The sequence below is a fragment of the Alteromonas genovensis genome (assembly GCF_010500895.1).
Lineage (GTDB): Bacteria > Pseudomonadota > Gammaproteobacteria > Enterobacterales > Alteromonadaceae > Alteromonas > Alteromonas genovensis.
The window spans coordinates 104,994-119,118 of sequence record NZ_JAAAWO010000011.1; the positions used below are offsets into that span (position 1 = coordinate 104,994).

Annotated in this window: 16 protein-coding genes; 8 read left to right on the forward strand and 8 right to left on the reverse strand. The window is 41.8% G+C overall.

Annotated features, from left to right (window positions below):
- Positions 1-5: 5 nt before the first annotated feature.
- Complete coding sequence (locus GTQ48_RS14065; protein ID WP_163107234.1) at positions 6-563, forward strand: pyridoxamine 5'-phosphate oxidase family protein; 558 nt, start codon at positions 6-8, stop codon at positions 561-563.
- Positions 564-695: 132 nt separating this feature from the next.
- Here GTQ48_RS14065 and GTQ48_RS14070 read toward each other — a convergent pair whose 3' ends face one another.
- On the reverse strand, positions 696-1,331 hold the full coding sequence (locus tag GTQ48_RS14070; RefSeq protein WP_163107235.1) for an SDR family oxidoreductase: 636 nt from the start codon (positions 1,329-1,331) through the stop codon (positions 696-698).
- 319 nt (positions 1,332-1,650) lie between these two features.
- Between GTQ48_RS14070 and GTQ48_RS14075 the strand changes: the two genes are divergently transcribed.
- From GTQ48_RS14075 to GTQ48_RS14085, 3 genes are all read left to right on the forward strand, one after another.
- A complete protein-coding gene (locus tag GTQ48_RS14075) occupies positions 1,651-2,406 on the forward strand; it encodes a substrate-binding periplasmic protein (RefSeq protein WP_163107236.1) in 756 nt (251 codons plus the stop codon).
- Positions 2,378-3,121 carry a substrate-binding periplasmic protein gene (locus GTQ48_RS14080; protein WP_163107237.1) on the forward strand — a complete coding sequence of 248 codons (744 nt, stop codon included), beginning with the start codon at positions 2,378-2,380 and terminating at the stop codon, positions 3,119-3,121. Before GTQ48_RS14075 ends, GTQ48_RS14080 begins: the two co-directional genes overlap by 29 nt.
- A gap of 284 nt (positions 3,122-3,405) precedes the next feature.
- On the forward strand, positions 3,406-3,771 hold the full coding sequence (locus GTQ48_RS14085; protein ID WP_163107238.1) for a DUF4870 domain-containing protein: 366 nt from the start codon (positions 3,406-3,408) through the stop codon (positions 3,769-3,771).
- 101 nt (positions 3,772-3,872) lie between these two features.
- On the opposite strand, the gene GTQ48_RS14090 is transcribed toward GTQ48_RS14085, so the two are convergent.
- Together GTQ48_RS14090 and GTQ48_RS14095 are read right to left on the reverse strand one after the other, a co-directional pair.
- Complete coding sequence (locus GTQ48_RS14090) at positions 3,873-4,358, reverse strand: YchJ family protein (protein WP_338023328.1); 486 nt, start codon at positions 4,356-4,358, stop codon at positions 3,873-3,875.
- Between the two features lie 174 nt (positions 4,359-4,532).
- Positions 4,533-4,958: a deoxyguanosinetriphosphate triphosphohydrolase gene (locus GTQ48_RS14095; RefSeq protein ID WP_163107239.1), complete on the reverse strand. Its 426-nt coding sequence runs from the start codon at positions 4,956-4,958 to the stop codon at positions 4,533-4,535.
- A gap of 454 nt (positions 4,959-5,412) precedes the next feature.
- Between GTQ48_RS14095 and GTQ48_RS14100 the strand changes: the two genes are divergently transcribed.
- The gene (locus GTQ48_RS14100; RefSeq protein WP_239060136.1) at positions 5,413-5,844 is read left to right on the forward strand and encodes a YqaA family protein; all 432 of its coding nucleotides are present in this window, start codon (positions 5,413-5,415) and stop codon (positions 5,842-5,844) included.
- A gap of 45 nt (positions 5,845-5,889) precedes the next feature.
- On the opposite strand, the gene GTQ48_RS14105 is transcribed toward GTQ48_RS14100, so the two are convergent.
- Both GTQ48_RS14105 and msrP read right to left on the reverse strand, forming a co-directional pair.
- On the reverse strand, positions 5,890-6,570 hold the full coding sequence (locus tag GTQ48_RS14105) for a protein-methionine-sulfoxide reductase heme-binding subunit MsrQ (protein ID WP_163107240.1): 681 nt from the start codon (positions 6,568-6,570) through the stop codon (positions 5,890-5,892).
- A gap of 1 nt (position 6,571) precedes the next feature.
- Entirely contained in the window at positions 6,572-7,579 is a 1,008-nt protein-coding gene (gene msrP / locus GTQ48_RS14110; protein WP_163107241.1) for a protein-methionine-sulfoxide reductase catalytic subunit MsrP, read from the reverse strand.
- A gap of 405 nt (positions 7,580-7,984) precedes the next feature.
- Here msrP and GTQ48_RS14115 point away from each other — a divergent pair, with 405 nt between their 5' ends.
- Positions 7,985-9,043 carry an RDD family protein gene (locus GTQ48_RS14115; protein ID WP_163107242.1) on the forward strand — a complete coding sequence of 353 codons (1,059 nt, stop codon included), beginning with the start codon at positions 7,985-7,987 and terminating at the stop codon, positions 9,041-9,043.
- A gap of 41 nt (positions 9,044-9,084) precedes the next feature.
- On the opposite strand, the gene GTQ48_RS14120 is transcribed toward GTQ48_RS14115, so the two are convergent.
- The 3 genes from GTQ48_RS14120 to GTQ48_RS14130 are packed head-to-tail and all read right to left on the reverse strand — an operon-like array spanning position 9,085 to position 12,269.
- Entirely contained in the window at positions 9,085-10,428 is a 1,344-nt protein-coding gene (locus GTQ48_RS14120; RefSeq protein ID WP_163107243.1) for an anti-phage deoxyguanosine triphosphatase, read from the reverse strand.
- 19 nt (positions 10,429-10,447) lie between these two features.
- Positions 10,448-11,047 (reverse strand): 5'-deoxynucleotidase, encoded by a 600-nt coding sequence (yfbR, locus tag GTQ48_RS14125; RefSeq protein ID WP_032095816.1) that lies wholly within the window; start codon positions 11,045-11,047, stop codon positions 10,448-10,450.
- A gap of 1 nt (position 11,048) precedes the next feature.
- Positions 11,049-12,269: a pyridoxal phosphate-dependent aminotransferase gene (locus GTQ48_RS14130; protein WP_163107244.1), complete on the reverse strand. Its 1,221-nt coding sequence runs from the start codon at positions 12,267-12,269 to the stop codon at positions 11,049-11,051.
- Between the two features lie 281 nt (positions 12,270-12,550).
- Between GTQ48_RS14130 and GTQ48_RS14135 the strand changes: the two genes are divergently transcribed.
- Together GTQ48_RS14135 and GTQ48_RS14140 are read left to right on the forward strand one after the other, a co-directional pair.
- Positions 12,551-13,345, forward strand: a complete 795-nt coding sequence (locus GTQ48_RS14135; protein WP_163107245.1) for a DUF2189 domain-containing protein — start codon at positions 12,551-12,553, stop codon at positions 13,343-13,345.
- A 360-nt stretch (positions 13,346-13,705) separates the two neighbouring features.
- Positions 13,706-14,026 (forward strand): DUF3718 domain-containing protein, encoded by a 321-nt coding sequence (locus tag GTQ48_RS14140; RefSeq protein WP_163107246.1) that lies wholly within the window; start codon positions 13,706-13,708, stop codon positions 14,024-14,026.
- Positions 14,027-14,125 lie beyond the last annotated feature (99 nt).

Genomic DNA, 14,125 nt, shown 5'->3' on the forward strand with positions numbered 1-14,125 from the left:
TGACTATGCCATCATGGCGCCAAAGCTTAGTGAAAAGTTTACATAAAACGCGAAGCATACCTGAAAGCCGATATTTTCAAATAGCCACGGCCAATCGCGAGGGCGTGCCTTTCTGTAGAACGGTTGTTCATCGCGGACTAACCGATGACAACCAGTTGTTAGTTATTTCAGATACACGTACAGAAAAGTATCAACAGCTGAATGAAAACAACCGATGTCATGTGTCGTGGTACTTTGCTAAAACTCGCGAGCAGTATCGTTTTAACTGTACAGCTTCAATGGTAACTAAGATTGAACAGCCTGATTTGGTGGAAGCGCAGTGGGAAAAGCTTTCTGATGCCGGTAAAAAACAGTTTCTGTGGGGCCGGCCCGGAACGCCTAGGCTAGATGAGTCTGCATTGAACGTCGAAGGGGATTATTCAATCGTTCCCGCACATTTTTGTGTACTATCTCTTAACATTGAAAATGTGGACTACCTTAATTTACGTGGTAATCCACAGCATAGGGAATGGCACGAAAAGGATGAGAATGATAACTGGGTGAGCCAGTCGGTCATTCCGTAATGCGTTTTACGGTTAAGGCTCACGGTTGAGGCTTCAGGCTGAGACTAAGGGAGAGTGAATGAGAGAAGAGGGATAGGAAGTCGAGCCGCCAAACATAATCACAGGCGGCTCAGCAGATAGCCTATCAGGTGTTTAATCAAATACTTTAGAAATTGGCTCGTCGCCTTTGAACAAGTAGGTGATTAAATTATCCTCGCTTGTTCGGCCGACGCTTTCCACGATAGCAGTAGCTACGTCTTCTCTTGGGATCACTGCTTCATCTTGGTTGTCCGGCATGTCAGTTCTCACTAGGTGCGTGCCAGGCTCATTGAGTAATGTTCCCGGACGTAAAATAATGTGATTCACACCGCTTTTTATTAAGTATTCATCCGCCACGTGTTTGGCAACTAAATAAGGTCTCATTTCGCCCTGTATTGAGTCTGGATCACCTGCGCCGATAGAGCTCACCATAATGAACTTGGGGACTTTCGCGCGTTTAGTGTAGTCGACAGCTTTTTGAGCAGCCCACAAGTCAATCATAATCGTTTTGTCTGCACCAGTATTACCACCTGAACCCGCTGTAAACACCACAACGTCCACGCCTTCGAAGTGCGAAGAAAAGTCTTTTTCTAAATCTTGCTCAATAACGCTTAGGTTGCTGTTATCAATATCAGACAATTTTTCTGGGCTCCTGACTGGGGCAATAACATGATGACCAAGCTCTAACAGTTTTCCTGTCGCTTGCTTACCAATTTGACCAGATGCGCCAATTACGAGTACTTTCGCCATAAATATACCTCCTTGATGTATGAACCTATTAATAGTCCACACAAACAAAAACGATCAGTTATGTCGATAAGTCGCACGTAACTGCGGTGCATAGCGATAATATACCGGTTTTATATGCGTAAAAGTCCAATGCTCCCGTTTTATCACTTGCTTTACGTTGATAATTCAATTTCCGTAAATGGCGTAATCAATGGTGTTTGTTGTACACTTAGCATACACGTGCTCACGAGATTTTGATGTGCCTAAAGTAAAGTTGATACTTCTTACTCTTGTCTCCTTTTTCTGTTTTCAAATAAAGCACGTCAGTGCTGTTGAAACTATGAAAGTTCTCTCGGCAAATACGCCCGTATTTAGCGAGTTTCAAAGCGATGGAGGTGTTAAAGGTTATTCGGTGGACTTTGCTACAGCATTACTTAATTTAGCGGGTATTCAAGCTGATGTTAGGCCATTGCCTTTCGCGCGATTAATTCAAGAGCTCGATACCGGCGAACTCATGTTAGCGACTGGTATAGGTCGAACCGCAGAACGAGAAGACAAATATTTTTGGATAGCACCATTAACTGCAAACGTAGTGGGGTTGTATGGCAAAAAGGCCATAGACCTTGATCTACTGACGGCGCAAAACAAAACCATTTCTGTTGCAGTAATGCGGGGAGATTATCGAGTTGAATTAGGGAGTGAATACCCTCAGTTTGTTTTACACCAGTTCAATACCTGGAATCAAGCGGTAGATGCTGTACTAAAAGACAGGGTAGACGCCATATTTTTCTCTGATCTTGGTATGGCTATTTTTTGTCAGAAAAACGAATTGGATTGCTCCACCGTCAGCAGACAATATTCCCATAACGTGTTGTACAGCTATGTGGCGATGCCAAAGACAGATAAAAATAGAAAATACGCCACCGATTTAGTAAAAGAAGTGAGTCGACTTTTAAAGCGTCCAGAATATTCAGAAATTAAACGTCGATGGCTGCCAGTATTAGAAGACTATTCACCGAATGTATCTGAAATAGAGGGCGTCATCGTTCTCGGCAAGACCTTGGTAGATGACAATAGCCAGGGTGATTACCAATGAGGAGCCATTATTTAGTGAGCGAAACAAGCGAGGAGAGCTTTCGGGATACGCCGTTGATTTGGTTCAGAGCATACTGGTTGAAGCAGGTATCAAAACCGATATTTTAAGTGCACCTTGGCAGCGTATTTTAATTGAAAGTGCAATGAAACAAGATGTACTCGTATTTTCATTAGCGAGAACTGTTGAACGAGAGGAGCTATTTCATTGGATCACTCCCATAACTCAAAACGCCTATTCTATATTTTCCAAACGTGGAAGTAATACCGACATTTCTTCACTGAACGAATTGCCTGCAAGTAGCCGAATTGGCGTGCTTAAGGGAGACTTTAGACAAGATATTATTAAAAAGGCAGGTTATTGGGCTGTACCTAAAAACAGCTGGAAGAGTGCTGTGTTAGCCCTTGAAAGCGGTAGTGCAGACTATCTGTTTTTCTCCGATGGCGGAATGGACATTGTTTGTGATGATTTAGGTGATAAGTGCAATAGCATCACTAAACTTTTTACTTACCAAAAAGCAACAACGTATTTAGCTGTATCAAAAAAGGGCACCACCCCTGAACTTGTGGAAAAACTTATTGAAGCGTCAATTGCTTTTAAACAATCAAGCCAGTACAAACACCTTACTGAGAGGTGGCTGGCTGATTATGCGACCCGCACGTCACTATCGCTGACAGAGGACGAGGGCGTAATAGTGTTTGGACAGACTGAATACTGAATAATGAGTAGTTAGTAGCGACCAAAAGATAAAGTAGGCCATTGTTTGTTGGGTTGACGTTAAAAAATGTGTCTAATAACCAGTATGTTGACTACCCATTAAGGTAAATTAGTGTTACTAATATTTCAATTGCTGCTAATAATTACACCGTAGGAATGTGCCAACGCTTTCCCGATGTATCGAATTTAACAGCGATACAATAAACAACTTTCAATAACAATGAATTGTTGAAAAATTAAATTCAATGTACACCTCATTCTAAAAACATAATTAAGGGAGTAGTAATGACAACGGAAGAAAAAATGTATTGGGGGCTAACGGCACGAACATACTGCACGCTCATACATATAAGCCAATTGGCGAGTATTGTTATACCTGGGCTGGGGCTTATTTTGCCTATTGTTATGTGGATAGCCCACAAAGACCAAAATGAAGACATAGACAAACACGGTAAAGTAACGGCTAACTGGTTAATAAGCTTAGTTATCTATTCAATAATCTGCGGAATTCTGCTGTTGATATTTATTGGTGCGTTCGGGTTAATGATTCTGGGCATTCTAAACTTAATTTTTGCAATTATTGCAGCGTTAAAAGCCAATGGGGGAGAGCTGTGGCATTACCCGTTGAGTATCAAGTTCTTCAAAGTATAGAGGCTCAGTAACTGTTCGTTGCTTATACTTATTTGCCTGTGATGCCTATCACAGGCTTACACTTTGCGCACTTACACATACCCATTCTAAGGCGTCACTCACTACCGCAACTTTGTTGCACAGCACTGTTTAAACTTCTTATTGCTGCCACAAAGACATGGCAAGTTCCTACCGTACTTTATTTTTCCACAGTCATCGTGAAGCGTACCATCGTGATAACGCCATTGATTATCCTCAATAAGGAAATTAGATGTTTCATGCAGCTGAAATAGGCTTTTATTCTCAAAATAAAATGCCGTAAATTCAACGGTATCAAGTGTTGCTTCTTGAGCGGATGGGGGCGTTATCTGAAGAGCAAACCACAAGGCGCCATCAGCACTTTGTTTAAGGCTTTCTACGGTTAAGCCTTCTTGTTTTTCACGGGTGTAGGTATTAATTACGAATTCGTACTGGTTTGTCGCATATGCTGAAAATCGAGAACGCATAAGTTGCTCTGCACTTTTCGGCGATTTGGTACCATTTAAAAGGGGCTCACAACAACGTTCAAAAGAAGCGGAAGAACAACAATAGCAACGCATAACACTCATCTACACTTAGGGTTTCATGAAGCTATAGTTTATCGCATTACCAGAGGGAATTGCGAGGAAGCACTGCGAGAGTGCATATTGAAAGCGTAGCCAAATGAGAGCACTACATTGCCTGATTCCTCTCTATTTTCTTTCCATTTCTTCTCTGTGCTTTTTCTATGTTTCCTCTTTATATCACCAAGGGCCAACCGCAACATTTTTGCTCTGCTGAGTATTGTCTACTTTTACGTTAACTAAACTCACAGAGTAAAGTTCACAGAGCTTGCGGATCATGTCGCTGTCTGTGGGTTGTAAGTCTAAATCTATATTTTCAACATACAGCGTTTTACATTGGCCGCCAGTAATGAGCTTACTTATCCACTCTGGTACTTTCTCTTTCTCAGGCTTTTGAATGCGAATAGCATTTACAACGTCTTTAGAAAACGCAACTGAGTCAGAGAGAAGATAACTCCACCCCTTGTCATTTCTTTCTTCAAAGCTTCCTTTTCCTTCACCGGGGAAACCTTCAATGGGTAATGGAAGTTGAACTACATTTTCAACCGCGGTACTTGATACAGCGTTACGAAGTGCATTGAATCGACAAACTGGTGAATTACTCATAGAACATACCTTATTTTTATAAAACCATTTTAACTGTTTAGGTATACAGTGTGTATGTGTATACAGTAGTTGCGATGAGTTCCTTTTGCAAGCAATAGATTGTGTTTTTTTCGAACAACTGCGAGAATTCTATCTAAGTGCTTTTAAATAAAAGGAATTTTTATTACGTCGTAAAATTTGAATCTGGTACTGTTCGCTGTTGCAGGTTTTAGTACAAGTATTAGTGCAGGTATCAGTACAGGCTTCAGTACAGGCGTCATTACAAACAAAGAGACTAGAGATAGGAAATACCCGTTATTTCTTGTGTACTTTTAAAGTAACCACGGGCTTTTTATGAAAGTGGGCTGCACGTTTATTGGTAACCTCACATACATTTGGCAGTAAGGTTAAGGCAGTGAGGTTAAGGCAAAGTGATAGGGCAATGAAGGAAAGGCAATTATAAAAAGAGAGCATAATGAACTTCTTTGTTAATCTTGGTTATGCGGGAATGTTTGTCAGTGCATTTTTGGCTGCCACAATATTGCCCTTTAGTTCAGAAATAGTTATCACAGCACTGTATAGCAATGGTCTCTCTGGTTGGGGTTTACTGTTGGTGGCGTCCAGTGGAAATATTCTAGGTGCCCTGGTGAACTACGTACTGGGTTTTAAATATGGTAGGGTGGTTGCAACAAAACTTTTAAGAATAAGCGAAAACGCGTTTCTTCGCGCCTCTCACTTTTTTACCCGGTGGGGAAAGTGGAGCCTACTTTTGTGTTGGGTGCCAATTATTGGCGACCCAATCACGCTAGTAGCAGGAGTGCTTCGCAGTAATTTTTGGTTTTTCCTTTGTGTTGTTACTATGGCGAAAACCGCTCGCTATTCACTGCTGCTATTCATTCTGTCATAAATCGTTCAGTGCGCTATTGTTGCAGCGCATGCTGAAAGTAAATGTTTAAGGATATTGAGGGCTATTTGCTTTAGCCGCTGATTTTTTTGCCTGCTTTCGACTTCTTTTCTTTTTGTATGTTATTAACCATTGTTTTGCTCTCGGAGCTAAGACGATGATTCCCGCTAACCAATACCATATAGGTTCTTGCCAAAAGGTTTTTTGTGACCAACTGAAGTGCAAAAGAGTCAGTGGTAATATGAGATAAATTGCATTGTGGAGCTGCTGCCAACGCTTCCCCATTTTTCTTTGTAGTACCTTAAAAGAGGTCGCAGTAAGAGCTAATAGTAGCAATAACGCCACCATGCCAACCACAATGTAAGGGCGGCTAATGAGTTCACTTAGCACTAACGCCATATCAAGCTGAAGTTCAAACAAAATGTAGGTACTTAAATGAGCCAATGCGTAGACGAACACATAAACACCAAGCATTCTTCTGAACTGAATGGGAGCAGGGCTACGCATTTGCTTAGCCAATGGGCTGAGCAATAGGGTAATGAATAAAAGGTGAATTGCCCAGATGCCCGTTTCATTTAACAAAGTATCCACTGGGTCCGGCCCTAACGTATCGGTAATTCCAGCGTAGAACAGCCACACTAAGTAACCGAGAGCTACTACGTGAATAACTGATTTAATTGAACGTCTGAGCCATGGAGACAGTCGCAGGGGGGCTTTCCTAGGTGCCATCTTAGTAAAACTTTGCCAAATTCATGTCAGAATACAGAGGGGCCACTTCTGAGTACCCATTGAACATCTGTGTTTCTATTCGATTTCGAGATAAAAGACCACCAGAGGTAATTCGACGTTCGCTCGCCTGACTCCATCGAGGGTGAGAGACTTTAGGATTCACGTTGGCATAAAAGCCGTATTCATTTGAGGCAAGTCGATTCCACGTCGTTGGAGGTTGTTTATCTGTCAAACGGATACGCACCACAGACTTAATACTTTTAAACCCATACTTCCAAGGCACAACCAATCGAATTGGGGCTCCGTTTTGTGGAGGCAGGGTTTTCCCGTATAAGCCAACCGACATCAGCGTTAATGGATGCATAGCCTCATCTAAGCGTAAGCCTTCAACATAGGGGTATTCAATGCCGCCACCCAAAAATCGATTACTTTGCCCTGGCATTTGTTCTGGATCATACAGAGTCTCAAACGCCACGTACTTTGCTGACATTAATGGATCGGCTTGTTTGATAAGTGCTGCTAATTCAAACCCTATCCAAGGCACCACCATCGACCACGCTTCTACACAGCGCAAACGATAAATGCGCTCTTGCAGTGGAAAGCGCTTTGTCAGTGAGTCATGGTCGAGAACTAATGGCTTTTTAACTAAACCATCTATTTTCAATGTCCATGGGTCGGTTTTAAACTCACTGGCGTTCTCTGCTGGGGCATCTTTAGATGTGCCAAACTCGTAAAAATTATTGTATGACGTGATTTTCTTTTCTGGGGTTCGAGTCTCATTAATTTGATACTGACTAGGTTTGGTAAAATCAAGCGGCTTACTTTGAAAGGTTGCTTTCTCTTTCTCATCTTCCCAAAACCAGTCAGCCGCACTTGCAGATTGTGCAAGTAGCGTTGACGCGCCGACAAACCCAAAAGACTTAAGCAATGACCTCCGGTTCATATAAACACTTTCATCGGTAACATGATTGTCGGTTAGGTTTACAGATGGTTTAAACGGTTTAGACATACTTACACCATAATTATTGAGCGCGCTTAGATATTAAAAACTGAAAAGCAGTTTACGTCGACTGCGCGCGAAGGCACCGAGATTACATTACTTACGTGAATACAAGGTTTTAGGATTGCATCATTTAATACACGCCTAGTACCACACGCCTAGTATTACACGCGCGAATTTTATAAAAAGTAACTTCAGATTTAACATGTATAAAATAAGACCCAGTTAATAACAATAAAATTTCATGAATTAAAAAGAACACAGCAAACCGCTATGGTCCCGAATTTAGATAATAAGTGAAGCTAAATAAACTCAAAATGCTTTTTATGCATAGTAATCAATAGCTTTAGCTTGTTCTGAAAATAAAAAGCGCGTAGCTTGAACGATTTACCTATTTAAATAACAAGTCTAAAAATGAAAGCCAACGAAATAGAGCAATTAGCGCTGTCTGGCTCAGAAACCAGAAATGTAATAACCCCGTATGCCTTTAAAGTTGACCAAGCGCTATTAGGCATTCCTTTGGCTCCACCTATTAAACGCGCAATGGCAATGATCATTGATGTCATTTTAATATTTATGGCTGCAAAACTTAGCGCAACGTTAATTGCCTTTGTTGCTGCGATGGCTTTTTATAAAGGCACAGCACAACAATACCTTCCTAAAATGTCGTCGTTTTGGCGCAGAACCCTTAAGCTTTCTGCAGCAGGCTTTTTATTTGTAAGCTCGCTAACGGTACTCTCGTTAGCAATAGACTTTTTTGAAGACGACAGCACTCTACAAGGAATACAAATAAACAAAGCAGAACAAACAGATGAGTTAAGTGAGCATGATAAATCAATAATTCGCACATATTTAGCGCAAACAGACGACGACAAAAATTGCGATGCTATTTGCCAAAGTGCTGCTAGCGCTAATTTAGTTGCTCAATTGCCTGAACTTGCTGAAATTGAAGACACTGGAAATAGTCAAGCTGCTCGAGCGCTATTGCACTTAATGGTTATAGCTGATGATGAACCTATTGCAGCAGATGATGTTGAAAGTGTAGATTTAGCGCCAGAGAGTATGACGGGGCAAAATACAAACGAAAATACAAACGAAAACAATACAACACCTGTAACCAGTATCTTGCAGTGGGGCAAAGGTATTATACAAGACCTAGGTTTAGGTTTTGGTTGGGCTGCAGTTTACTTTACCTTATTCTCGTTACTTTGGCGCGGGCAAACTCCAGGTAAAAAAGTGTGTAATATTCGCGTGGTTTCACTAAACGGTGAGCCACTTGGCATGCTTGATTGCTTTGGCCGGTACGGCGGTTACGGAGCAGGTTTTGCGACGGGGTTATTAGGCTTTTTACAGGTTTATTGGGATCCAAACAGACAAGCCATTCAGGATAAAATATCAGCCACCGTGGTTATTCAGGGGAGTGTGAACCAAGTTGTAAATGCAACAACTGTTGCTGATGCGGTTAACAATTAGCCTTGGCAACATAACCTAATAACCTTGTTCTACCCCTAGCGCTAGATATGGAAACTGTCTTGAATGCCGCCTTGTTTAGGTGAAAATATACTGCTGTAAAGGCGAGATGCAAATTCGTCAGTCATACCTGATATATAGTCGGCAAGCACACGCATGCCGTTTCCCGCTTCCTCTGCTTTACGCCAGCGCTCTTGTGTGTTTTCTGGCAGCAAGCGGGCAGGATCTGAGGCAAAGGCTTCAAAGAGTTCCATCACCACCAATTGGCCTTTATATTCTAACAGCTGAACATCAGGGCGGCGTATTACCTTTCTAAACACAAATCGCTTAAATAGCGCCAATGCTTCACCAAAGCCTTGAGGCATGGTGGCATTAAAGGCTAATAGCGGATGAGAAAACCCGTCTACTTTTTGAATTTCGATAGCAGTAATAAAGCTGTTTACCAGCGCGCCAATAGCATTTTTACGCTCGTGGTGGGCGTGACTAAACAATTTTGTGGTCAGCGATTCGATATTATCTGAAAGCCATGGAATAGACAGCGCTTTTAATGGGTTCGTCACATCTTCTATGAAATGCGCTTTTTGCACCATATCCATGACAATGGCATCTTCTAAATCGTGGATGCCGTAGGCAATATCATCCGCCAGCTCCATAATAGAACAATCAAATGACTTGAAGCAGGTTTTACTGTGGGCACTTGTACTGCCAGTAAATTGCATAAACAACTGTTTATCGTCATTGTTTAGCGGAGCAAGCAGCCAATCGAACAAGGACTTATCACATTGAAATAAACCTTTGGGCGGGTGCCAATCATCGGCTTTAACTTGGCGCAATGATTGAGGCCGAGGGCCTACAGCCTCTTTAGTATGCAGAGTATTTATGAAGTTGGGGTATTTAACTAACCCCAACATACTGCGTCGGCATAAATTCATGCCATGGTCGGCCGTGTAAGGCTCCAACTGAGTAACAATACGAAACGTTTGACCGTTACCTTCAAAACCACCGTGTTCATGCATCATGTAGTTGAGAGCAATTTCTCCACCATGACCAAAAGGAGGGTGGCCAATGTCATGAGCCAAACAGATGGTTTCAATTAACGTAGGGTCGAGTACTAAGTCTTTGGCGATATCGGGAAATTTGTTCCAAAGCTGCGCGGTGATCCCCGTACCTATTTGAGCGGCCTCTAAAGAGTGCGTCAGTCGAGTTCGGTAAAAATCACTTAAACCAACGCCTAATACCTGTGTTTTTGCTTGCAGCCTTCGAAAAGCGGCGCTGTGGAGTACTCTTGCTTTATCTCTTTGGTAAGGATTTCTGTGATCGCCGTCTCTCGATTCGCTGCGTGGAAGGCGACGCTCGTGTAAATCTAATTCCCATTGAGATATCGGCACAGTAGCTCCTTTTTGAATGTTACATTTCGTCTTGGGTTATTTCATCAAGACTCAACGAAAAGCTCGGTACATATTGAGTGAGAAAATAATCCACTTCTTCCGAATGATACTCTTTCAAAATTTTGTCCAAGCGTTTCTTTGCTAGCGTAAATTCGCGATTTCCAGCGGCAATTTCTTCTAACGTTTTTAGATAAGCACACAGCACATCCGCTGCTTTCACAATAAAGGCATCTTCTGGGTTATGGTTTTGCGAATCTATCAGCGCAGCATAGTCATCGCGAAAAGATTCAGGCGCCATTTCAATGAGCTTATTTTCCGCTATCTTTTCTATCTTTTTATATTCTTCCTTTATCGCCGGATTAAAATACTTCACTGGCGTGGGAAGATCGCCAGTCAGTACCTCAGATACGTCATGAAACATGGCCATAGTGGCGATACGCTCTGGATTAACGGTGCCACCGAAAAATTTATTTTTGATAAGCGCAAGGGCATGAGCAACCATTGCCACCTGTAAGCTGTGTTCCTGCACATTTTCGGTACGCACATTGTGCATCAGAGGCCAACGGTTAATTAACTTAAGCCGAGATAAGTGAGCAAAGAAATGACTTCTATCTGACATATTAAGCTCCCTGCTTGTAGGTTCTAAAGAAATTTCCAATTCTATGCAGAGCAGGCACTAAAACGTCACTGTGAGGTAAAAATACCAAGCGGAAGTAAATGCCACTATTAAGGTTAAATGCTTTGCCATGTACCAGCAGAATTTTTTCCGAGCTAAGCAAGTCTAAAATCATTTGCTCATCGTTGTGAATGTTGAATTTTTTCTCGTCCACTCGGGCAAAGCAGTACATAGCGCCTTTAGGTTTAACGCAGTGTATGCCATCGATGCCGTTAAGCATGTCAGTAGTCACATCTCGCTGAATACGCAGCCGGCCGTTTTCGTTTACCAAGTCGTTAATACTTTGGTATCCACCAAGCGCAGTTTGAATCGCACTTTGACAAGGTACGTTTGCGCACATTCTCATTGAAGAGAGAATGTTGAGCCCTTCAATATAGTCAGAGGCCAGTCGCTTGTTACCACTAACCAATAGCCAGCCAGCGCGAAATCCGGCTACACGGTAGTTCTTACTCAAACCACTAAAAGTAACAAAAAACACGTCATCGGCTAGCGACGCAATGCTAGTGTGTTTCGCATCGTCGTAAAGAATTTTATCGTAAATTTCATCACTGAATACAACAAGTCCATGTTGCCGCGCTAATTCAACAATGTCTTGAAGTAGCGCTTCATCGTACACAGCTCCCGTGGGGTTATTCGGGTTAATAAGAACAATTGCACGGGTTTTGCTGGTGATCTTACTTTTAATATCATCAAGGTCAGGAAACCAATCGGCCTGTTCATCGCAATGATAATGAACCGGAGAGCCTGACGATAGACTTACCGCTGCTGTCCAAAGAGGATAGTCAGGACTTGGGATAAGTACTTCGTCACCATGATTAAGCAGCGCTTGCATCGCCATCATAATGAGTTCGCTTACCCCGTTACCAATATAAACATCGTCAACGCGAATATCTTTGATATTTCGCTGTTGATAGTACTGCATAACTGCTACACGCGCCGCGTAAATTCCCGTCGAGTCTGAATACCCTTGAGAAGTCGGCAGATTATGAATAACGTCTTTCACTATGTCGTCGGGGGCTTCAAAGCCAAACGGGGCAGGGTTACCGATATTCAATTTCAATATGCGATGACCTTCGTCTTCCATCTTTTTAGCTTGTGCTGCTATTGGGCCTCGAATGTCATAACAAACGTTATCTAATTTATGTGAGCGAGATACAGTTTTCATGGTCTATCTGGTTGATTTACATGCCTTGAGATTATCGCAATCCACAGTGAGATGCGACGGCAATTTAGAAGAATTCAGTGAATGGCGACACTTTTTAGCCCTTATTGCACAAATTGCGAACAATAATGATGATGGCTATCCTTATGACTATTCTTTTGGCTATAAAGTTATAAAATTTATGTTAATAACTTGTGAACTTATTCATATAAGCCTATCGTAAGAATAAGGTGTTTATAAAAACACCAAGAAAAAGCAAGTTTATCATCAGAGGTGATTTTAATATGTCGCACCATTTTAAAGAAACTCCAGAAAATGCGATTACTCAAAGTGGCATTGCGCGTGTCATTCCCTGTAAAGAATTAGATGTTGGCGACCCGATAAAATGGCTGTCGTTGGCGTTGCGAGACGCCATGCGAGCGCCAGGATTAACAGTGTTTTATGGTGTACTATTCGCCGTTATTCCATGGTTCATCATGTACTTGGTTGAAATGACGGGCTGGCACTTGGTTATTCTGCCTGCCATTGTTTGCTTCATGTTGATAGGCCCGTTTTTAGCGGCAGGTCTTTACGATGTAAGCTGGGAAATGGAAAAAGGCCACAAACCTACGTTAAGACATTCATTGCGAGCAATGCGAAGAAATGCATTTAATGAGTGGGGGTTTGCGCTACTCATCATGGTCATGATGATTTTTTGGCTACGTGTAGCGTCGCTAATCCATGCACTTTATCCTCCTTATATAGATAACAATCTTGAGAGCTTGCTACCGTTTTTAGTGTTGGGCACCTTAGTTGGGGCTGCATTTACGATGATCATGCTGTTTATTACTGCATTCACTCAGCCAATACTCATGGAACGGAAAGTCGACCTTGCTACCGCCGTGCTAACGAGTGTTAATGCAGTGTGGTTAAATAAAGTACCCATGTTGATTTGGGCGGCAATAATCTTCTCGGCCGTCGCTATAGGATTTGTCACTGGGTTTGTCGGTTTTATCATTCTAATGCCGCTTATCGGATATGGGTCTTGGCATGCATATATTGATGCGATAGAAACTAAAGTCGAAAGAAAATATGAGTAAAGTGTAGTTTTGTTACAAAATAAAGTGGTGTTTCAGTGTGAAAAATAATCTGAAATGCCATTTTTTTTGTTAAAATTTCAGAATTGGAGGTGAGGAAATACTTTTTTTAGACTTTAGTACTAGAGTTTTTTGTTCACGATTTTAGATTTGTAATATCATCCAGGAATAAAGATTTTAATGAAATTTTTATTTTTCAGATACTTAAAGTTTTAAATATGTATTAACAACTCAATTTACTGCAAATTTACCTGCCTTACACAACATTACAACAGAAAAATTTTCAGTCTTGGTGCATAACTAATGGGCACTCAGCGATTACCTGAGTGCTAACACCCTTTTTTATGCATCGAGGAAAACACCATGAAATTGCTCAAGACCATTATTGCTACAGCAACACTATCAATTGCATTCAATGCAAGCGCCGCTAGCTCACAAAAAGAAGTCCGTTTTGTTGGCGAAACGGAATTTGCAGGATTTTGCAAAGCCATTATCAACGACGACCTTAAAACCTTTCGTTCGAACCTGTCACGTAACGTAGGTCGTATTGGTGATAGCCAGCGTCAAGTATTACGATTAGTCACCTCAGACACAGGGTTAACATGTAATGGAAGTAACCTCATTCAATTTTCGGCTGAACGTGGCGCTGATACGGTTCACGAATACCTCACTTCACGTAGTTAAGGTAAGCGTTGGCTATGGTTAATATGAAAAGGCGGGTGGTGCTGTTCTTTAAAAGAACATCACACACCCTGTCAGGAAGTCATAACTGGTTAATGATGC